The organism is Vibrio sp. SCSIO 43140, assembly GCF_023716585.1.
Classification (GTDB): Bacteria; Pseudomonadota; Gammaproteobacteria; order Enterobacterales; family Vibrionaceae; genus Vibrio; species Vibrio maritimus_B.
Map to the genome: position 1 here is coordinate 2,817,750 of NZ_CP071850.1, position 20,536 is coordinate 2,838,285.

At 47.0% G+C, this 20,536-nt stretch carries 20 protein-coding genes; 10 read left to right on the forward strand and 10 right to left on the reverse strand.

The window, feature by feature from the left end:
• Positions 1-142: 142 nt before the first annotated feature.
• Positions 143-1,114, reverse strand: a complete 972-nt coding sequence (locus J4N45_RS13500) for a linear amide C-N hydrolase (protein ID WP_252011848.1) — start codon at positions 1,112-1,114, stop codon at positions 143-145.
• A gap of 236 nt (positions 1,115-1,350) precedes the next feature.
• Between J4N45_RS13500 and J4N45_RS13505 the strand changes: the two genes are divergently transcribed.
• Positions 1,351-2,247 carry a LysR family transcriptional regulator gene (locus J4N45_RS13505; protein WP_252011850.1) on the forward strand — a complete coding sequence of 299 codons (897 nt, stop codon included), beginning with the start codon at positions 1,351-1,353 and terminating at the stop codon, positions 2,245-2,247.
• Between the two features lie 72 nt (positions 2,248-2,319).
• On the opposite strand, the gene J4N45_RS13510 is transcribed toward J4N45_RS13505, so the two are convergent.
• From J4N45_RS13510 to pspF, 6 genes are all read right to left on the reverse strand, one after another.
• Positions 2,320-3,105 (reverse strand): peptide ABC transporter ATP-binding protein, encoded by a 786-nt coding sequence (locus J4N45_RS13510; RefSeq protein ID WP_042472203.1) that lies wholly within the window; start codon positions 3,103-3,105, stop codon positions 2,320-2,322.
• A complete protein-coding gene (locus tag J4N45_RS13515) occupies positions 3,102-4,097 on the reverse strand; it encodes a peptide ABC transporter ATP-binding protein (protein WP_234495646.1) in 996 nt (331 codons plus the stop codon). Before J4N45_RS13515 ends, J4N45_RS13510 begins: the two co-directional genes overlap by 4 nt.
• The gene (locus J4N45_RS13520) at positions 4,097-4,984 is read right to left on the reverse strand and encodes an ABC transporter permease subunit (RefSeq protein ID WP_042472205.1); all 888 of its coding nucleotides are present in this window, start codon (positions 4,982-4,984) and stop codon (positions 4,097-4,099) included. Before J4N45_RS13520 ends, J4N45_RS13515 begins: the two co-directional genes overlap by 1 nt.
• A complete protein-coding gene (locus J4N45_RS13525) occupies positions 4,971-5,933 on the reverse strand; it encodes an ABC transporter permease (RefSeq protein WP_234495647.1) in 963 nt (320 codons plus the stop codon). The genes J4N45_RS13520 and J4N45_RS13525 overlap by 14 nt, the downstream gene beginning before the upstream one ends.
• On the reverse strand, positions 5,934-7,553 hold the full coding sequence (locus J4N45_RS13530) for an ABC transporter substrate-binding protein (protein WP_128648586.1): 1,620 nt from the start codon (positions 7,551-7,553) through the stop codon (positions 5,934-5,936).
• A 138-nt stretch (positions 7,554-7,691) separates the two neighbouring features.
• Positions 7,692-8,726: a phage shock protein operon transcriptional activator gene (pspF, locus tag J4N45_RS13535; protein ID WP_252011852.1), complete on the reverse strand. Its 1,035-nt coding sequence runs from the start codon at positions 8,724-8,726 to the stop codon at positions 7,692-7,694.
• Positions 8,727-8,918: 192 nt separating this feature from the next.
• On the opposite strand from pspF, the gene pspA reads away from it, so the two are divergent.
• From pspA to pspC, 3 genes are read left to right on the forward strand one after another with little or no spacing between them, the layout of a single operon-like run.
• Complete coding sequence (gene pspA / locus J4N45_RS13540) at positions 8,919-9,587, forward strand: phage shock protein PspA (protein WP_234495650.1); 669 nt, start codon at positions 8,919-8,921, stop codon at positions 9,585-9,587.
• Positions 9,588-9,606: 19 nt separating this feature from the next.
• Positions 9,607-9,843: an envelope stress response membrane protein PspB gene (pspB, locus tag J4N45_RS13545; RefSeq protein WP_128648555.1), complete on the forward strand. Its 237-nt coding sequence runs from the start codon at positions 9,607-9,609 to the stop codon at positions 9,841-9,843.
• The gene (pspC, locus tag J4N45_RS13550) at positions 9,803-10,222 is read left to right on the forward strand and encodes an envelope stress response membrane protein PspC (RefSeq protein ID WP_197058701.1); all 420 of its coding nucleotides are present in this window, start codon (positions 9,803-9,805) and stop codon (positions 10,220-10,222) included. The genes pspB and pspC overlap by 41 nt, the downstream gene beginning before the upstream one ends.
• A 67-nt stretch (positions 10,223-10,289) precedes the next feature.
• Here pspC and J4N45_RS13555 read toward each other — a convergent pair whose 3' ends face one another.
• On the reverse strand, positions 10,290-10,916 hold the full coding sequence (locus tag J4N45_RS13555) for an SGNH/GDSL hydrolase family protein (RefSeq protein ID WP_252011854.1): 627 nt from the start codon (positions 10,914-10,916) through the stop codon (positions 10,290-10,292).
• A gap of 226 nt (positions 10,917-11,142) precedes the next feature.
• Here J4N45_RS13555 and J4N45_RS13560 point away from each other — a divergent pair, with 226 nt between their 5' ends.
• The 5 genes from J4N45_RS13560 to J4N45_RS13580 all read left to right on the forward strand — a co-directional run bounded on the left by J4N45_RS13560 (position 11,143) and on the right by J4N45_RS13580 (position 18,316).
• Positions 11,143-11,910 carry a carbohydrate deacetylase gene (locus J4N45_RS13560; protein WP_252011856.1) on the forward strand — a complete coding sequence of 256 codons (768 nt, stop codon included), beginning with the start codon at positions 11,143-11,145 and terminating at the stop codon, positions 11,908-11,910.
• Positions 11,911-12,034: 124 nt separating this feature from the next.
• Positions 12,035-13,069 carry an efflux RND transporter periplasmic adaptor subunit gene (locus tag J4N45_RS13565; protein ID WP_252011868.1) on the forward strand — a complete coding sequence of 345 codons (1,035 nt, stop codon included), beginning with the start codon at positions 12,035-12,037 and terminating at the stop codon, positions 13,067-13,069.
• Between the two features lies 1 nt (position 13,070).
• A complete protein-coding gene (locus J4N45_RS13570; RefSeq protein ID WP_252011869.1) occupies positions 13,071-14,147 on the forward strand; it encodes an efflux RND transporter periplasmic adaptor subunit in 1,077 nt (358 codons plus the stop codon).
• A complete protein-coding gene (locus J4N45_RS13575; RefSeq protein ID WP_252011872.1) occupies positions 14,147-17,248 on the forward strand; it encodes an efflux RND transporter permease subunit in 3,102 nt (1,033 codons plus the stop codon). Before J4N45_RS13570 ends, J4N45_RS13575 begins: the two co-directional genes overlap by 1 nt.
• A 462-nt stretch (positions 17,249-17,710) precedes the next feature.
• Positions 17,711-18,316, forward strand: a complete 606-nt coding sequence (locus J4N45_RS13580; RefSeq protein WP_252011875.1) for a DNA-3-methyladenine glycosylase I — start codon at positions 17,711-17,713, stop codon at positions 18,314-18,316.
• Here J4N45_RS13580 and J4N45_RS13585 read toward each other — a convergent pair.
• Entirely contained in the window at positions 18,308-19,111 is an 804-nt protein-coding gene (locus J4N45_RS13585) for a fumarylacetoacetate hydrolase family protein (protein ID WP_252011877.1), read from the reverse strand. The genes J4N45_RS13580 and J4N45_RS13585 overlap by 9 nt on opposite strands.
• Before the next feature lie 112 nt (positions 19,112-19,223).
• Between J4N45_RS13585 and J4N45_RS13590 the strand changes: the two genes are divergently transcribed.
• Positions 19,224-19,904, forward strand: a complete 681-nt coding sequence (locus J4N45_RS13590; protein ID WP_252011879.1) for a DNA-3-methyladenine glycosylase I — start codon at positions 19,224-19,226, stop codon at positions 19,902-19,904.
• Positions 19,905-19,995: 91 nt separating this feature from the next.
• On the opposite strand, the gene J4N45_RS13595 is transcribed toward J4N45_RS13590, so the two are convergent.
• Complete coding sequence (locus J4N45_RS13595; protein WP_252011881.1) at positions 19,996-20,511, reverse strand: glycine cleavage system transcriptional repressor; 516 nt, start codon at positions 20,509-20,511, stop codon at positions 19,996-19,998.
• Positions 20,512-20,536 lie beyond the last annotated feature (25 nt).

Consider the following 20,536-nt stretch of genomic DNA (forward strand, 5'->3'; position numbering starts at 1 on the left):
CCTCAATCATGTGTAGAAAAAAGGTGAGAAACAGGATTCGAAGGTCTGGGTTGTCGTCCTTTCGAATCTCTTCATCTAAAGGGTTACCACGCAACCATCTACTTCTCGGAAGAGATAACTGCGCGGTAAGTCGCGTCGATGATTACATCCAAGTGATCATTGATGTCTGAGCTAGCTTGTCAGTCACATCACCGGCGATGAACTCTGGGCCATTTAGCTCAATTGCCATAATTGGCGCACCTTGCTCTAGATTTAGGTTGTCTAGGTCAACCCAGATAAGCGCTGGTTGGCTTGCTGAGTCTAGGAAAAAGCGTTTTGCGTCATGGTCTGACATTGAGCGCCATAGCGTTGCAGAGATATTTGGGTGTTCAGTATCAGCCATGCCTAGAGGTACGCCTACAGAGCGCAATACAGACAGGGCAGCAGCCGTTGCTTCTTGACCGTCAGCGAAGTTAGGCGTGCTTTTTAGTAGGTAGTTAGCGCGAACAAAACGGTCTGCCGCATTGATTGTGCCTGGTAGCATTTTGTCGCCACCGACAAGCTCCCAGTATTTGTTGATTGCGATTTGCTCGTCAAAAACTGGTGAGTTAGTCATGACACGGTAGTCGTTGCTGTGGTGGATTTTAAGTTCACCATCGACATATTCAAATACTGCGCTGTCACCCGTTTTATCAGAGAGTGAAAGGTGAACTGAAGCAGGACGACCGTTAGGCATTAGCGGTGCAACAATCACAAAAGGAGGCTCTTGCATTGCAGCAACGGCTTCAGCAACAGTAGCGAAATTATCTAAGAAGTACTGGTTCCATGCGCCAATAGAGATGCGAGGTTTGTTCGATAGCGTATAGTCACCGTAATCCGCCTCAGCAAGGTAAAGAGTGTTTGCGACCAAACCCGCTTCATTTAGACCGTCTGAAGATGCTTTTCCGTAGAACGACGCAAAAACAGAGCCGTACTTAGATGTCCAAGTCAGTGCATTTTCCATGTTGCCACCGGTTTGTGCTAGGCCGCGTGGGTATACGATCATGCTGGTTTTTGCAGTTGGATCATTCCAGTCCATGCCACGTGCGGTAATGAATTTGCCAGTTTCTGTTTGATAGATAATACGAGTACACATAAGTGCTTTCTCCAAGTTGAGTTTTGATATTTCGTTGAGCAGTAATATGTTTGTCTCAACAACTGCGGGTATAGTATCCGGCTTGTCTCTAACCCCTGAATTCACTGGAGAGGATTCAATCATCACCATTGGGATACGGTTGCGGCGTGTGAAAAATGGATTAATTCGTCTATCATTGACAAGAAAAGTAACGTTTCGACAATAAGTTACGTTTTAATCGAGTTTAGGAGGCGTGTGTGAATTTTAGCTTGGAACAGTTGGCGGCATTTGTCAGTGTCTACGAAGAGCGCTCTTTTAGTAAAGCGGGGACCAGACTAGGTAAACATAGAACTACCGTAGGGCAGGTTATTGCTAACTTAGAAGATCAAGTCTCCGTTGAGCTGTTTGAGCGCAATACGCGCAGCGTTGACCCGACTCAAGATGGGCATTTTCTTTATCGGTATGCAAAACAGGCGCTTGATCAAGCTAAGACCTTTGACAAGGTGGCATTGAGCTTATCGTTTGGAGAGCTTGATGCAGTCACCGTTGCCTACAGTAGCTTTTTACCACACCTTGCGATTGCGTTAATCCGCGAGCAGCTTATTGACGACTTCCCGGCGCTTCGCGTGAACTTGTTGGTGAGAACGCAAGAGCAGATCCGCGAAGGACTCGCTGATGAGTCGATTCAGTTTGGTATCGTCAATGTGACCAAAGCGAGTGCAATGAGCAACATCGACTACACCATGATTGGCAATATGCCGTTTGTTCCTTTTGCCAGTAAGTACAGTGATTTAGCGAGCTTACCCGAAGATCAAGTTTATGACGCACTGAAGACGACGCGTCAGTTTGTTCTCAAATCTCTTGTTGATGAAGGGCTAGCGAATCATGTGGTTTTGTCAGCAAACCATGACCTGATAGATCAGTTAGCACTGACCATTAAGCTCACTCAGAAAGGCTTAGGCTGGACTTTGATGCCTAAGAACATTGAAACCGGCGACTATGTGGCGGATAACCTCACCGAGATAAAGTGTGAGAAGATACGCGGTGGATTGTCTGTGCCGGTCGCGCTCTGGAGCTTGCAATCTAAGCCTCTTATGGAAATAAAAAAGTCGATACAAAAAGGTATCGACAGTTATATAGAGCTGATTGCTTAGTCGGCTTTTTAGCGCTGTCTTCTACTAGCGATGCCGTTTTTTAACGATGCTGTTCACTAACGATGCCGTCCACTAACGATGCATGGGCGTCTTGTGGAAGTGACTTTCTACCATGCGCTGCGTGACAATATGTTGTGGGTTGGTAAGCACTTCACTGGTCTTGCCATACTCCACAACGTCGCCTTCGTGCATCACCATCACCTTATCCGTAATGTGTTTCACTATGCCTAGATGCTGAGACACATAAACAAACGCAACACCCATCTCTTCCTGAAGCTCTAGAAACAAGTTAATGATCTGCGAGCGCATTGCCATATCCAATCCATTCAGCGCTTCATCGGCAACGATGATCGAAGGCTGCAAAATCAAAGCTCGAGCTAGACAGATACGCTGCTTCTGACCTGTCGCCAGCATTTGCGGATAGAAGTAGGCGTGCTCTGGTAGCAAGCCGACACGAATCAGGGTGTCTTTAACGCGCTTCATACGTGCCTCTGGCGGCATATTGGTGTTTCGCTTGAGCGGACCTTCTAGGATACGACCAATCTGAATTCGAGGGTTCAGAGATGTGTTCGGGTCTTGGAAGATCATCCGAATCAGCTTACAGCGGGTCGAGTAGTCTTTATGTTCCAGTAAATCACCGTTCACTCGAATTTCGCCAGCGGTTGGCTCAACCACTCCGGCAAGCATGCGAGCCAATGTCGATTTGCCGGAGCCGTTCTTGCCGATAAAGCCAATCGTTTGTCCCGCTTCGAGGCTGAAGCTCACAGGCTTAACTGCGTGCTGCACTTTCTTTTGAAATAGCTTAGAGCGCGTGACAAAGTCTTTTTTTAGGTCGGAGACTTCTAACAAAGAACTCATGCTTTTTTCTCCGTGTTCAGAGGGAAGTGACAACTGAACTTATGATTCTTAATTCGTTTTGCTTCAGGGATTTCAACGCACTGTCTCTGGGCATATGGGCATCGTGGTCCCAAACGACAGCCAATAGGAAGATGCTGTAGTGGGGGAATTGAGCCTGGAAGTGACTGCAGTTTCTCTTTATGAGGGATCCACTCACCAAAGTCTGGCATCGCCTTGAGCAGTGCAACTGTATAAGGGTGCTTCGGCTTAGCAAGAATCTTAGCTGTGTCCGCTGATTCCACCGATTGACCGCAATACATAACCGTAATACGTGTTGCCCATTGCGTGATCGTTGTTAAGTCGTGACCAATCAACACAATAGTGGTGTTGTTGAGCTGGTTCATGCGACTCAATAGACGCAGGATTTGCGACTGAGTAATTGGGTCTAAGTCGTTAGTTGGCTCATCGGCAAGCAGCAGTTTCGGCTTGGCAGCGATAGCCATAGCAATCATGATCTTTTGACACTCACCATCGGTAAGCTCATAAGGATAGCTGTGCATGACACGCGTGTGTTCTTTAATGCCGACTTTATGAAGTAGGGCAATGGCTTGCTTCTTACGCCATTTAAAGCGCTCCCACCATTTACCTTCGAACGAGCGCGATGGGATGGATTCGATAAGCTGCTTACCAACCTGTTCAGAAGGGTCCAAACAGGTTGTTGGCTCTTGGAAGATCATCGCCACGTCACGAGCGATGACTCGGCGACGTTCACGGGGCGTGAGCTGCAGTAGGTCGATATTGCCAAGACGCATGCGGTCAGCCGTGACCTTCCAGTTGTCTTTGGTTACGCCAACGATGGCTTTAGCGACAAGACTTTTACCTGAGCCTGATTCACCCACAAGACCGCGGATTTCACCCTCGTTGATCGTGAAGCTCATACGATCTACGGCTTTCACTAGCCCCTGAGGGGTTTCGATTTCGATGGTGAGATGTCGAATATCTAATACTGGCATTATTCGATCCCCGCACTTAATGCACTTCGGATGCCTTCACCCACGATGTTCACCGCTACTACTGTAAATAGAATGGCTAGGCCCGGCAGAATAACAGTCCAAGGCGCCAGATAGAGAAGCTCAGCGGCGTCACCGAGTACCGCACCCCATTCACTGCTTGGTGCTTGAGCGCCTAAACCCAAGAAGCCTAGTGCAGTGATATCGAGAATTGCGATAGACAACGCAAAGGTGACCTCAGCGGCAATAACGGTGAGTAGGTTGGGCAAGATCGAGTTCCAAAGTAGATAAAATTCGTTCGCACCATCAAGTCTTGCCGCCATGATGTAGTCTTTCTCAACTTCGGTGTGCACCGCTACGTAGATAGAGCGAATAAATCGAGGGATCAGCGCAAGGCAGATCGCCAACATGATATTGAACTCACCGGGACCCAAGAAGGCGACAAAGATAATCGCTAGCAGCAGCGAAGGAATCGACATTACGGTATCGAGCAAGTGGTTTAGTGTACTGGACAGCAAACCGCGCGTCATACCTGCAAGGATACCAATTAAGCAGCCGACTAGAGTTGCAATCGCAGTGATGATCACCGCCGCGCCAAATGACAATCGAGAGCCGTCGATGATACGCGATAAAATATCGCGTCCTAAGTCATCGGTGCCGAAGAAAAAGTCGACTGTACCCTCTGGATCCCACGAAGGCGGCACCAGCAGATTCGAGCTTTGCGCCATCGGGTCGTAAGGCGTTATAAACGGAGAAAGCAGAGTAATAAGGATCAGAAACCCTAAACACCACAACCCGAACATGGACAGGCTATTAGAGCGATAGCTGCGCCAAAATCGCTCTAGTTGGGTCGGAATGCGCTCTTCCTGATAGACATTATCTGACAGCATACCATTCCTTCCTTACTAGCGGATTGATCATCGCACCAATCAAATCTGACACAATACTTGCCGCTAACACGATAGTGGCTACGACCAATACACCCGCTTGAATAGACGCGTAGTCTTGGTTTGATAGCGCGTCTAAAAGCCAACGACCGACACCCGGCCAGTTAAAAATGGACTCTGTCATAATCGCGAGCGTAATCATACTCGAGAGCTGAACACCGAGTTTAGGAATAATTGGCGGAATCGCATTCCGCAGCACGTGCTCGATGACGATTTCATAGTTAGACAAACCACGAATACGCGCAGCTCGGATATAGTTTTGCGACATCACCTCAGTCACCGAAGTTCTCATCATGCGGATAACCTGCATCGTGGGTGACAGTGCCAATACCAAACAAGGGAGAATCATATGCTCAATGACACTTTGCAGTGCTTCTTTGCGATAAGGTCCGTCTGAGAGCAATGCGTCGATAAGTGCAAACCCTGTGACATGATCGATCTCGTACAGAAGGTCATATCGACCAGCTACTGGAAACCATTGATAGTTGAGCGAGAAATACATGATCATCAACAGCGCAATCCAAAAGAGAGGCGCGGCGTAGCCAACCATTGAAGAAAACGAAATTACGTTGTCGAGCCATTTCCCTTTGCGCATACCCGCAATAGTGCCCGCTGGAATACCCAGGAACACAGAGATAGTGAAGGCTGCAAAACAGAGCTCGAGTGTGGCAGGAAGAACTGACGCCAATTCTTGAGTGATAGGAACGCCAGCTTTGGTAAGACCAAAATCGAGTTCAATCAGTCGGCCCAAATACTCAAACCAGCCTGCCATCATTGGCTGCGTCGCCCAGTGAGACTGAGGCTCTAGTCGCACCAAGCTATAGCCGACAAACGTTAGGATCAGCAGTGTGATCACAAAGAGGTTGAGGCGGCGAATCGAATACCAAAACATCTACTTCAACCTCACAACTTGGTCAAACGGCTGAGCGTTAAATGGGCTGGTTCTAAAACCGGTTAGATTCTCGTTATGTGCTTGGTATTTCTGTCCATGAGCGATAGGCAGCACAGGTACTTCCTCGTTCAGAATGTTTTGTGCCTGGCGATAAAGATTCAGGCGATACCTTGGTTGATTCACTTCGAGTGCTAAGTCCAAAATGAAATCAAAGTCGTCGTTACACCACATTGAAAGGTTAAGACCTTCACGCTTAGAGGTGCAGGAAAGAAGGGGGCGCAAATAGTTATCTGGGTCACCGGTATTGCCAACCCAACCGGTGAGCAACATATCGACAGACTCGATATTAGATAACTCTTGGCGGTCAACGCGGTCATCTGTTAATAGATTCAGAGTGATGCCAATGTCGGCAAAATTCGCCTGAATAAGTTCGGCGGTTTTACGAGGACTTGGATTGTATACGCGTGGCTCTAGAGGAACCGCCATTGTAAGCTCTAAGCCGTGAGCGTAGCCTGCTTCTCTAAGCAGCGCCATGGCGTAGTTACGGTCATAGCGTACTTGAACCGCATCTTTTTGATGTGCCCAAGAGCTTGGTGGGAGCAGGCTATATGCCTTCTCTCCGCTGCCGAAGTAAACGGCCTCTAAGATGTTGTCGCGATTGATAGCTAGATTCAACGCTTTGCGTACCCGAGCATCGCTAAGCGCTCGATGTTGTGTATTCATAGCAACAAACGCCACGTTCATCGCAGGTTTGGCTTGCAACACAACAGAGTCTTCTTCAAGGATGACCGGGATCTGACTAGAGATTGGCGAGTTGAGCACATCGCACTCATTTCGAAGAAGCTTAGCCAGTGCGCCAGCGCCACGGTGTGAGATATCAAATACCACTTGCGACATTTGTACTGGACCACGCCAGTAATTATCGTGACGTTTTAGCCTAACCAAGTCAGCCACTTGATACTCATCGAGGTAAAACGGCCCCGTGCCAACAGGCAATGTATCAATATCCAGCTTCTTGTCGCTAAACAATAGATTGCCTGCATACTCGGCTGAGTAAATAGGCGCATGCGCAGTCGAGATATTCGATAGGAAAGAGTTGTCTGGTCGAGACAAGGTAAATTTCACGGTGAGCTTGTCAACCGCTTCGACGCTCTGTACAAGATTGGCAAAATCTATACCCGCAAACCAAGGGTAGACGCTACCGCCAACCTGATGAAATGGGTTATTAGGGTCAATAATTCGATTGAAACTGAAGACCACATCATCGGCGTTTAGAGTTCGAGTGGGAGTAAACCAATCTGTGGTTTGAAACTGCACGCCTTGACGCAGATAAAAGGTATACTCAGTGCCTGTTTTGTCGACCTGCCACGATTTCGCCAGATTTGGCACAGGCTGATGGGTACCCGAATTTAGCGTGAGCAAGGTATCGAATATTTGCGGTGCTATTGATTCAACAGTGATACCACCGTCGACTAGCTGTGGGTTGAATGTACTTGGTCTGCCTTGGTCACAGTAGACGAAACCGTCTTGTCTTATTTTGGAGTGGTCGACTTTGTCTTCACACCCTGCTAGCAGAACTAAGCCACATAGCCCAAGTGATAATTTGATTATTGCCTTCATAAACACGCTACATTCGTTGGCGAACGTAATATCTGTATTGAGATCAGGGTAATTTACCACTTTTTTACTCGCTAAACCAATAACGACAAGCACTTATCGTCGACTTTGTTAGATAGGTAGGCGAGGAATCCATCGTTCTCAAACCAGTTTGTACTTTCGCACCAATCCTCTTAGCTGGTCATAACTCAAGCTTAGCAGTTTGGCAGCACCTCGTTGATTGTATTGAGCTTGCTTAAGTGCTTCATTAATCAACTTTATATTCTGTTCATCCTGCCAAGACTTAAAGTCTAGCGGGAATGCATAGTCCACTGGCGGTGCAGAAGCATCAGAATCCTCTGACGCGTTGTTCTCTTCACTATTAGTGCCCTCAAGATCATCCTTTCTTGCCATCGAACTGAGCCTGCCAAAATCGCTCTCGAATGGATTGAATATGAGAGATTCAATAGGGGCTTCATTGGTACCTTGCTGATATACAGCGCGCTCTACAACATTTTTGAGTTCACGTACGTTGCCGGGCCATTGGTAATTGTGGATGCTTTGCCACGCCTGCTCGGTAAAGCCAACAAAGAAGGGTAACCCGAGCTCTCGGCACATTTTGATAGCAAAAAATTCCGCCAGCAGCGAGATGTCCTCTTGTCGGTGTCTTAATGGGGGAAGGTGAATAACGTCGAATGCCAGTCTATCGAGTAGATCGGGACGAAACTTACCTTTATCAGCGAGCAAGGGTAAATCTTCATTGGTTGCGCATACAAGGCGAACGTTGGCCTCGAGTGCAGTAGCACCGCCGACTCGCTCATATTGACCATATTCGATCACCCTTAACAGTTTCTCTTGGACTGACAGTGGCGTAGTCGCGAGCTCATCTAAGAATAAAGTGCCATTCTCAGCGCGCTCAAAGCGCCCTTGGTGTCGACCTTTTGCACCAGTAAAAGCACCAGACTCATGCCCAAATAACTCTGAATCAATCAAGCCTTCACTTAATGTAGAACAGTTCAAAGAGACAAGCGGTTGGTCCCAACGCTTAGACAGGTAATGTAAGCGTTGTGCAATGAGCTCTTTACCCGTTCCTCGTTCTCCAATCACCAGCACGGGTCGATCAATCGGAGCAAGTCGAGAAACCTTATCTAGAACGGCAAGAAACGCAGGAGATTCACCAATTAAGTTTTGAGCCATGATTTTCCCTTTGAAGTTGGTAAAAATTACCAATAGTTGGCTAATGCATCTTAGCACTGAGACATGATAAATCGAGTGAAATTTATTAAGTTATTGAATTTTATTGAATATTAAAATTGGCACGGTACTTGGATTATCAATAACAACTACCAAAGAGTTCAATGGCGAACTCGTCCAGACAGGAGATGTATTATGGGTATTTTTTCTCGTTTTGCCGATATCGTAAACTCAAATATTAGTGCACTGCTTGATAAAGCAGAAGATCCAGAAAAAATGATTCGTCTAATCATTCAGGAAATGGAAGATACTTTGGTTGAGGTGCGTACTAACTCAGCAAAAGCCATTGCCGATAAAAAAGAACTGGCTCGTAAAGTGATTGCAATTGAAGAGCAAATCGCTGAGTGGGCACAAAAAGCGACGTTGGCACTGACGAAGCAGCGTGAAGATCTTGCTCGCGCAGCTCTGATTGAAAAGCAAAAGCTTGAAAACGTTGTAAAAGGCTTGCACGATGAGCAAACCTTAGTGGAAGAAACCATTGAGAAATTGACCAACGAAATTGCTAAGCTTGAATCAAAGATCACTGAAACTCGCGCTAAACAACAAGCGTTGATTATTCGCTCGGAAGCGGCAAGCAACCGCCGAGATGTGCAAAAACACCTGCATACAAGCCGCACAAACGAAGCGATGGCGAAGTTTGAGCAGTATTCTCGTAAGATCGATGAGCTTGAAGCAGAGGCGGATCTTTATTCAAAAACGGGCAACGCTAAGTCTTTAGACCAAGAGTTTGCAGAGCTGCAAGCGCAAGATGAGATCGACAAAGAACTTGCGAAACTCAAAGAGCAGATGAATAACGAAAAATAACGCGGAGTAGGAGAAAAACATGTCGTCTTTTTTAATTGCGGGTCCATTAATTGTCTTTCTGATTTTTGTTGCACCGCTGTGGCTTTTTCTCCACTACCGCAGCAAACGCAAGTCAGAGAATGGGTTGTCTGAACAAGACTTTCAAAAGCTGCAGACCTTGTCACAACGAGCAGAAAAAATGCAGGCTCGAGTTGATAATCTAGAAAGGATTCTAGATGCGGAAGCGCCGAACTGGAGACAAAATTATGACTCATAGGGAGCTGTATAAAGATCCTGTCAACGGTAAGCTCACCGGGGTTTGCGCAGGACTTGCAAACTACTTTGGACTGGAAGTGTGGCTGGTGCGGATTCTGTTCATCTCCGCCGCGCTGTTCAGTGGCTTTTTCCTTGTGATGTTGGCGTATTTTGCGCTTAGCTTGATGCTAGAGAAGCAGCCAGATAATTTTGTCCAAGCGATGAAAAGCAAGAAAGAACACTCACTAAAGAGTAAACCTTGGCAGCAAGGACAAAACGCCAAGGATCTACTGTCTACATTGGAGCGCGATTTCGACTCAATGGAACACAAGGTACGTGATATGGAAGCGTATGTGACTTCTGAAGCGTTTAAAGTGAATCGTGAGTTCAGTAAGCTGTAGCACTAGGTAACTGAACTAAGTCCAAACAGACAAAATGAAAAGAGGTCGCAAGACCTCTTTTCTTGTTTTAGCGCAGCAACAGCTCAGGAATACGTTTTGCGAGAATATCAGCAAACTTTGCATGTTGATCGACTTGCCAGTGTATCCCTTCTTTAGAACATGGCTCTATCTCTGAAGCTGCATCAAAAAAGTAGCAATCAAGTTCTTTGGCACGGCGTTCGTAGAAAAAACTAAGCTCTTTGGATTTAGCTTCCGCGCCATAAAAGCCTTCCTTTGAAGGATCGACTTCATAGACGTGCGTTGGTGACACTAATAGCACCTTTGGCGGGCTAGTCATAAAACTATGCTGGAAGTTTTGAATCGTCTGAACCAATCTAGCAGCGCCTTTGGAGATATCACTTGCTGTCAGGTTGAAGCGAGACTTTAAGTCATTGGTACCAAGCATCAGTACCACCAAGTCAGGGTGATGGCTTTCTAAGCAAGGTAAAAGATAGCTCAGTCCGTTTTTTCCATCTTCGTATGGATCATCGAGAACCGTAGTGCGGCTGTTCAAGCCTTCTTCAATAACGTTGAACTCTCCTGATAGCTTTGCTTTAAGCAGCATGGTCCAGCGCTCTTCGGGTGTGTATCGACGCGGTAAATCTGGAGAGCAACCCCAAGTATTGGAGTCTCCAAAGCATAGAATGGTTTTCATCGTTCATACTTACAAATTAATACAGAATTTAATTGTATGACAAATTTAGCTGATGGGTGTTAACTTAATGTCATAGGTGAGATGTTGATTAGACTTTGCTTTGGAAAGAGAGCTTAGGTTTAGTTTTTGTTATCAATTTTTTTCCATTAAGCGGTTGATTTTGAATAGTAGACCTCACACTATGAATCCCAATCTATCCCTTTGATTGGCTGTTGCGAGGTAAAACATGAAGCTTATTGTGAATGCAGATGATTTTGGTCTAACGGAAGCGGTAAATATGGGTATTGTTGAGTGCTTTCGTGCAGGTATCGTTAAGTCGACGACCATAATGATGAATCAACCTGGTACCGAGCACGCGATCGAGCTTTACCACATGGGACAAGTACCAGAAGTGGGACTTCATTTCACCGTGACCAGTGGTAAGCCTGTTTTGCCTGCTGAGTACGTTTCTAGTCTGGTTGACGATAGTGGTTACTTTCTCAATAAGTCGGTGCTGCAAAACAAGGCAGACGTCAATCCTGCAGAGGTATCGGCCGAGCTCTATGCACAATATCAAGCAGCCATTGACGCCGGACTAAAAATTAATCACCTCGATAGCCACCATTTTGGTGGTGTGTTTGCTCCGCTCAAACAGGCTTTCACTCAGGTAGCCAATGAGATTGGGCTGCCCGTTCGACGAATAGACAATATCATTGCCGGTCAAGAAGGGTTAGAGGTGGCGACACCGACAAGATTTGATATGCGTTTTTTCGCCGAGGGTGTTTCACTCGCTCGGTTTCAAGAGTTGTTATTGGAGCACAGAGCATCATGCCCAGATGGCATTATTGAGTTCATGTGTCATCCTTCGAATGCAGTGACAAAGGAGCTAACTCAGCTATCAGGATATAGCGCTGAGCGAGTTGAAGAGCTAACTATCCTCACGGATCCAGAGTTAAAAGCCTGGCTGGATGAAAAGCAGATCCAGTGTGTAGGATTTGATGATTTGAACAATTAGCGAAAAGCGGTTGTTAATACACCAATAAAAGCAAGGTAAAACTATTAATTATTAATGACTTGGTGGCAAGTCCTTCATCTCTAGACTATGTTTTAAATTACAATTAAAACAAGGTAGTTAGAGAATGAATAGTAAGTTTACCTTGCTGGTGGTCGTCACTAGCCTTCTTAGTGGTTGCGGTAAGGAGCCGCCACCCGTTCCCGAGCCAGAATCTCGCCCAGCCAAACTTTTCTCTGTAGCCGTCGGTAATAGCCAGTTTGAACGAACCTTTCCAGCCACTTCTGAGGCGGGCGACCGAGCGGTATTAGCATTTCGAGTGCCAGGACAACTAGAGCGTATTGCGGTTCGCGCAGGTCAACCTGTAACCAAAGGGGATCTTCTCGCTGAGCTTAATCCAGATGAATATCAACTGCTTGAAAAGCAAGCTCAAGCCAATTTCCGTCTTGCAGACGTACAGTATCAGCGTGCATTAAGTCTTCGTAAAAGCCAGGTTGTGTCTGAGCAAGATTTTGACCAAGCCAAAGCTAACATGAATTCAGCCCGAGCTGACTGGTCACAAGCAAAAGCTAACCTTAGCTACACTCGCTTAATCGCGCCTTATGATGGAACCGTCTCTATCATCCCAGCCGATAACTATGAATACATTCAAGCCAAAGAAGGCGTGATGAACATTCAGTCTAATCAACTTCTCAAGGTGATTTTTCAGCTTCCAGACCATCTTTTGAATCGTTTTCAAAGCGGTACTGAAGTCGAAGCAACGATGGCGTATGACGCCTATCCCTCCAACCAGTACGAGCTGACTTTCCAAGAAATTGATACAGAAGCGGACCCAAAAACCGGTAGCTACAAGGTAACCATGGTGATGGAAAGACCGACCGATATTGGGATCTTACCTGGAATGGCGGGACAAGTTCGCGTGATCGCTAAAAGTGGTTCCGCAACGGTTATTCCAACCTCAGCGCTCTTTATGGAGGGGAATGCACAATGTGTATGGCGTGTTAACGAGCAAGGTCTAGTCGAGAAAGTGGCTGTTGAACTGAATGAAAAACGTCAAGTAGTGAGCGGACTGAATGATGGCGACCAAATCGTGATCTCCGGTGTTCAGGGTATTGAAGCTGGCATTAAGGTCCGCGAATGGATTAAAGAGAGAGGGCTCTAATATGACTCATCGTTATCTTATTGCCATCATACTTGGCTCAGTCCTTGTTGGTTGCGGTAAGCCAGAAGTTGGCGTCCGTGATGAAGTACCGAAAGTTCGAGTGTCTGCCATAGGCAAAACGGAACTTAAGAGCAGGCTTTACTTTCCCGCACTCGCAAGCGCAGCTGACCGTTCCCACTTAAGCTTTCGCGTCGCGGGAGAGATCAGCACTATTGATCTGAAGGAAGGGGATTTTGTAAACCGAGGAGATGTACTCGCGGTCTTAGAACCGACCGACTACAAACTCGCTGTCGATAACGCTCAGGCACGATTTAACGTGATCGATAGTCAATATCGCCGTTCTAGCCCGCTAGTGAAAAAAGGCTTACTTGCGCAGTCGCAGTTTGATGAGATAGCGGCTCAGCGAGCGTATGCAAGAGCTGAGTTGGAACTTGCTAAGTTGCGCCTCTCGTTTACTGAGTTGAAGGCACCTGTAGATGGCATTATTTCTCGCGTTTCTGCGGAAAAATTTGAGAACGTTCAGATTGGTCAGCAGATAGTGAACATCCACAGTATTGAAGAGGTCGAGGTAGTGGTTCAAATGCCGGACAGCTTCTCACTTAACCAACCTAAACACCAAGATATCACCAATATTGAAGCTCTCGTTCGTGTGCCATCTGGCAATGAATATGTCGCGACCTTGAAGGAGTTTACTACCGAGCCAGACCCCGCGCTTGGTACATTTACCGCAACATTAGTACTGCCAATGCCTGAGAATGAATACATTCTCGATGGAATGGCGGTGGATGTGACCTCTAAAGCAGAGGACGTCGGTCTCAAGCTTGCTGCAGGCGTAAGTGTACCAATTGCCGCGGTGTTCAATCAGGATGGTGATTCACTTGCCGACGATGAGAAGTTTGTTTGGGTCCTCAACTCAGATAATACGGTGACCAAACAACAAGTGACGACAGGCAAGGTATCACAATCGACGATCCAGATACTGAAAGGGCTTGAGCAGTCACAGCAAATTGTCGTGGCAGGGATTGCACGATTGAGGGAAGGCATGAAGGTTGAAGTATTACCGCAGGAGGCGAAGTAATGAGCCAAGAACAACAAAAATCATTACCGCAATCCGATGATGAAATCACTGGCGTAGCGGCGTATTTTATCCGCAATCGCGTGATAAGTTGGATGGTCTCGCTGATCTTTTTGATCGGCGGCGTTTCAGCATTTTTTGGGTTAGGACGACTAGAAGACCCTGCTTTCACCATCAAAGATGCCATGGTTGTTACTTCTTATCCTGGTGCGACGCCTCAACAAGTGGAAGAGGAGGTGACTTATCCTATTGAGAAAGCGATCCAACAGCTAACGTATGTTGATGAGATCAATTCGATTTCAAGTAGAGGTCTTTCACAAATCACGGTGACGATGAAAAACAACTATGGTCCTGATGATCTTCCGCAGATCTGGGATGAGTTGCGTCGAAAAGTGAATGATGTGAAAGGCTCGCTCCCTCCAGGTGTGAACGAACCCTCGGTTATTGATGACTTTGGTGACGTTTATGGGGTGCTGTTTGCCCTGACGGGTGAGGGTTATAGCTACAAAGAGCTTTTGGATTACGTTGATTATTTACGTCGAGAACTCGAGCTTGTTGATGGTGTCAGTAAAGTCTCTGTGACAGGCGATCAGCAAGAACAGGTTTTCATTGAGATTTCTATCAAACGCATTAGTGCGCTAGGAATCGCTCCAAGCACGATCTTTAACCTGCTGCAAACCCAGAACATCGTGTCTAACGCCGGTGCAACGCGTATCGGAGATGAGTATATTCGCATCCAGCCGACTGGTGAGTTTACCGATGTGTCTGAACTTGGTGATTTGATTCTGACCGAAGGCGGGGCTCAAGGTCTTATCTATTTGAAAGACGTAGCGGATATTAAGCGCGGCTTTATAGAAGTGCCAAGTAACATTATTACCTACAACGGTGATGTGGCACTTAACGTCGGTATCTCATTTGCTACAGGTGTTAACGTAGTGGAAGTGGGAGAGCGCCTATATCGCAGGCTCGCAGAGCTTAAGTTCCAACAACCTGTAGGGATTGAGATAAACGAAGTCTACAGCCAACCGAAAGAGGTGGACAAGTCGGTTCGAGGGTTTGTTGTCAGTCTTGGACAGGCGGTTGCGATTGTTATTGTTGTACTGCTGTTCTTTATGGGGCTTCGCTCAGGGCTGCTGATTGGTCTCATATTGCTGCTTACCGTACTTGGCACCTTTATCTTCATGCAGTATATGGCCATCGACTTACAACGTATCTCACTGGGAGCGCTGGTTATAGCGTTGGGGATGCTGGTGGATAATGCCATTGTGGTGGTCGAAGGGATACTCATAGGGACCCAAAAAGGGCGAACGAGGCTGCAAGCGGCAACTGATATTGTCACGCAAACCAAGTGGCCGCTTCTTGGTGCAACCGTGATTGCGGTTACCGCGTTTGCTCCAATTGGACTTTCCGAAGATTCTACCGGTGAGTATTGTGGCACCTTATTTTCAGTGCTCCTGATTTCACTGATGCTGAGTTGGTTTACCGCTATCTCGCTGACGCCTTTCTTTGCCGATATCTTCTTTAAAGGACAAAAGGTGAAAGAGGGGGAGGAAGGCAAGGACCCGTATAACGGCTTTGTCTTCGTTGCATACCGCAAGTTCCTTGAGTTCTGTATGCACAGAGCGTGGTTGACGGTTGTAGTGCTAATCGCAGCACTAGTCGCGGCCCTTTATGGCTTTACTCAGGTGAAACAGTCATTCTTCCCAGCCTCAACGACGCCTATGTTCCAAGTGGATGTTTGGCTTCCTGAGGGAACCGATATTCGAGCAACCAACACCAAACTGAAAGCGATCGAAACATGGATTGCCGATCAGCCAGAAACTGATCATATCACCACAACGGCGGGTAAGGGCTTACAACGTTTCATGCTTACTTACGCGCCAGAGAAAAGCTATGCGGCTTACGGTGAGATCACTACTCGCGTTCATAACTACGAAGAGTTGAACTCTCTGATGGAGCGATTCCGAGAGTATTTGGATGCGACTTTCCCAGAGATTAACTACAAGTTGAAACAGATTGAGTTAGGTCCTGGCGGTGGTGCGAAGATTGAAGCGCGTATTATCGGCTCTGATCCAACGGTGTTACGTAGTATTGCATCTCAAGTGATGGATATTATGTATGCCGATCCTGGTGCTTATAACATTCGCCATGACTGGCGCGAGCGCACTAAAGTTTTAGAGCCGATCTTCAACGAGAGTCAGGCAAGACGTTACGGCATCACAAAATCCGATGTGGATGATGTACTCATGATGTCTTTCTCTGGTAAGTCGGTTGGTTTGTATCGCGATGGTACGACTCTGATGCCAATCGTCGCACGTCTTCCAGATGCTGAGCGTGTCGATATTCGGAATATCGAAGGCATGATGATTTGGAGTCCAGCGCTGAGCGAGTTCATTCCATTCCAACAAGTTACGCAAGGTTATGACACTCGATGGGAAGACCCGATCATTGTTCGTAAGAACCGTAAACGCATGCTAACCATTATGGCAGACCCAGATCTACTTGGTGAAGAGACGGCAGCTACGCTTCAAAAACGTCTGCAACCTCAGATTGAGGCCATCGAGCTTCCACCGGGTTATTCGTTGGAGTGGGGTGGTGAGTATGAGTCTTCTGGCGACGCTCAAGAGTCACTGTTCCAGACAATGCCACTTGGCTATCTGTTTATGTTCTTGATCACCATCTTCTTGTTCAATGCGGTGAAAGAGGCGCTTATCGTCTGGCTGACCGTGCCGTTGGCTGTCATTGGTGTAACGACAGGCTTGCTTGCGTTAAATACGCCATTTGGTTTTATGGCACTGCTTGGCTTCTTGAGTCTGTCGGGCATGTTACTGAAAAATGGTATTGTACTCCTAGACCAGATTGAGATTGAGATGAAGTCAGGTAAAGAGCCTTATTTGGCGGTAGTTGATGCGGCTTTAAGTCGTGTTCGTCCGGTATGTATGGCGGCGATTACCACGATTCTTGGTATGATTCCGCTATTGCCTGATATCTTCTTTAAACCAATGGCCGTAACCATCATGTTTGGTTTGGGTTTTGCGACAGTGTTGACGTTAATTGTTGTGCCGGTGCTGTATCGTATTTTCCATCGTGTGAAGGTGGTGTGAGGTTGAAGAGCCTTACCCCTCCCAGCCTCCCCTTATTAAGGGGAGGAGCTAATGCTCGCTATCGCGTAGCTTTTTGAAAAGGCGATGCGACGACAGGAGCTAGCCTGCGGTTCTCCCCCTTGATAAGGGGGAGTTAGAGGGGGGTAATGCGGACTAACAACGACCGACTAACTATCGATTCATACTCGGCGTTTCACCCCTCCCAGCCGGCCAACTACGCGCCCCGCTTGCAAGGGGAGTAGCTAATGCTCGCTATCGCGTAGCGTTTTAAAAAGGCGATGCGACGAAAGGAGCTAGCCAGTAGTTCTCCCCCTTGATAAGGGGGAGCTAGAGGGGGTAACACGGACTAACAACGACCGACTAACGCTCGATACATACTCCGCGTTTCACGCCTCCCAGCCTCCCGTTAGCAAACGAAGGAGGCTTAACAGTACAAACCCAACAACAAGGAGCACAACCCCAATGTCCACCCGCTGCCCATGGCTAGACGAAACCAAACCAGACTACGTCGAATACCACGACAAAGAATGGGGTGTCCCCGTCCTTGACGACAAAACTCTGTTTGAGTTCCTGGTCCTAGAATCTGCTCAAGCCGGTCTTAGCTGGTACACCATTCTCAAAAGAAGAGAAGGATACCGAAACGCGTTTGCAGACTTCGATGTTGAGAAAGTCGCAGCGTTTACTGAGCAAGATGAACTTCGATTGCAGCAAGACACGGGCATTATTCGCAACAAGCTCAAAATAAGCTCTACCATTACCAATGCTCAGCACTTTATAGCGATTCAAAAAGAGTTTGGCAGCTTTAGCAGTTATCTTTGGTCCTTTACCAATAACAAGGTAATAGTGAGCAGTCACGAAACGCTAGAAGACTACCCTGCGACTTCGCAGGTTTCCGATGCATTAAGCAAAGACCTGAAAAAACGCGGCTTTAAGTTTGTGGGATCAACCATAGTCTATGCGTATCTACAGGCTGCTGGTCTTATCAATGACCACAGCCTAAACTGCTATCGACGCCAAGAAGTCATCGATAGCTACCAAGCATTAGGTCTGGAATACGAGTTAGTTTGAACTTTGGATGGTGTTGGTGACTTCACCAATACCTTCTATTGCTACGCTCACCACATCCCCTGCTTTAAGAGAGCGAGTTCTGCCAGGCGTGCCAGCGAAAATCAAGTCACCAGGATGTAGGGTGATATAGGTGCTAATGTAAGAGACGATAGCAGGAACATCATGAATCATGTTGGCGACACTCTCTTGCTGCATAACATTGCCGTTAAGTGTTGTTGTGATGACTTGGTCTTTAATGGCGATGTCACTCACGATAAAGTTAGAAACCGGCCCAAATCCTCGAGCTCCTTTCGCTCGCCACCATTGCAGATCTTGCCCTTGCCAGCTGCGCTCTGTGAGATCGTTACCCGCGAGATAGCCGAACACACATTCTAGTGCCGAAGATTTACTGACCTCTTGACACTCCTTACCAATCACAATGACGAGTTCACCTTCAAAGTGCACATTGCTGGCGCCCTTAGGGAAGGAAAGATCGCCGCTTACTCGCACTGAGTCGACAGATTTAAAGAATATCTCTGGCTTAGCCGCACCAGAGTTTCCAGCATGGCTTCTAAAGTTGAGCCCAACGGCGTAGACGCTGCCACTTGTCAGCGGGGCGATGAGCGTTGCTTCGGAGGCTTTGATGGTCTCTAGCGTTTTGGGGCTATCGAAAGGAGCATCAGACAAGATGTCGTAGAGTTTTTGGTTTTCTTCGGCGACTTTGATCCAATGCTGGCTGCCTTCATATTCAATCCGACCAAATTGTGCGGCTAGAACATTTAGCGGCAGTAGAACAAAAATTAAAAGCGCTCTCATAAAGGCTATCCTTAGCTAGATTCCAAGTGTCAGTAACGAGTATAGTTACGAAATGCATCTTTTTTGGTTCAATTTAGCCGTTTGCTATTTTGGCATTAGGTAATGGAAATATATGGAAAAGTTTGATTCGATTTATGCAAGAGCTGCAGAGCGTAAAGGGGGAGAGCAAGGGCTTGAGTCTATTGTTTCTAAGCCGCTAACTCGCGACGAAGTTGCCGCTATTCCCGAGGACCGTTGGTTGTCGGCGTTTTCTATGAAGGTGTTCCAAAGCGGTATCTCTTGGAAAGTCGTGCGCAACAAATGGCCGAACTTTGAGGAGCACTTTTTCCAGTTTCGTATCGACCCATTGTTGATGCTTTCAGAAGAACAGTGGGCGCAGAAAGCGCAAGATCCGAAGATTATTCGCCACATGACCAAGGTGATGTCGATTCCAGCCAATGCTGCGATGATCCAACGTGCGCGATTTGAGCATGACTCTTTTGCTCAAATGGTGGCAGATTGGCCGAAGGAATCGATAACGGATTTATGGGCGCACCTTAAAAAACACGGTGCGCGCTTGGGTGGAAATACAGGGCCTTACGCCTTACGACAACTTGGCGTTGACACCTTTATCTTATCGAATGATGTAGAAGGGTATTTGCGTAACACCAACATCATTGATTCTGGTAGAGGCACAAAGCGTGCGATGACAGCTGCAAACAAAGCGTTTATGGAGTGGCATCAAGAATCAGGTCGCTCGCTGTCTGAGATTAGTCAAATTATTGCTTATGGGTTTGGGGACAATCGCGTTTAGATTAATTCGAGCGCGCTGTAAGAAGCCCACTGCCTGCGCAGGCGCGCGGCTAGTGGGGTGACGAAACTTTGAAGTGATGCTCGAAATGAAATTACGACTCAAGAATTACTCGTGTGTCCTCACTCAGCGCTTCAAGTTCGCTTGCCACATCTTCAATTTGCATGGCTGACGGGATTTTCAGGGCCATGTTGGCAGTAAACAGACTTGAGCCAATACCACCCCCGCCAGCGATAAACACACGGTGGCAATCCATATCTAAAATGCGGATATCTTGACCATCTAAGAATTGGGTAATTTCATTGACGATACCTGCTCTGTCATTGGCGTCGAGTCGGAGCTGGAAAACCGTTTCTTGGTCATGTCGATGCGGGTCAGTATCTGATATCTGAACGAGCAAACCTTGTTGGTTGTTGAAGGCATCTTTGACAGCTTGCTCATTTTCGCTTGGAAGTTCGACTTTGATGACGGCTGCGACATTGTCTTCAATGAAGTTCACTTTACTCACCAGCCATTTCCCGCCATTTTCGTGGGTAACGGATGCAAGGTTTTTGATGGTGGCTGGGGTAGCTTGGCCAACAAAGTTGACGATAAAGGTACTACTGCTCATACGTTTCCCTCCACAGGTATAAAAC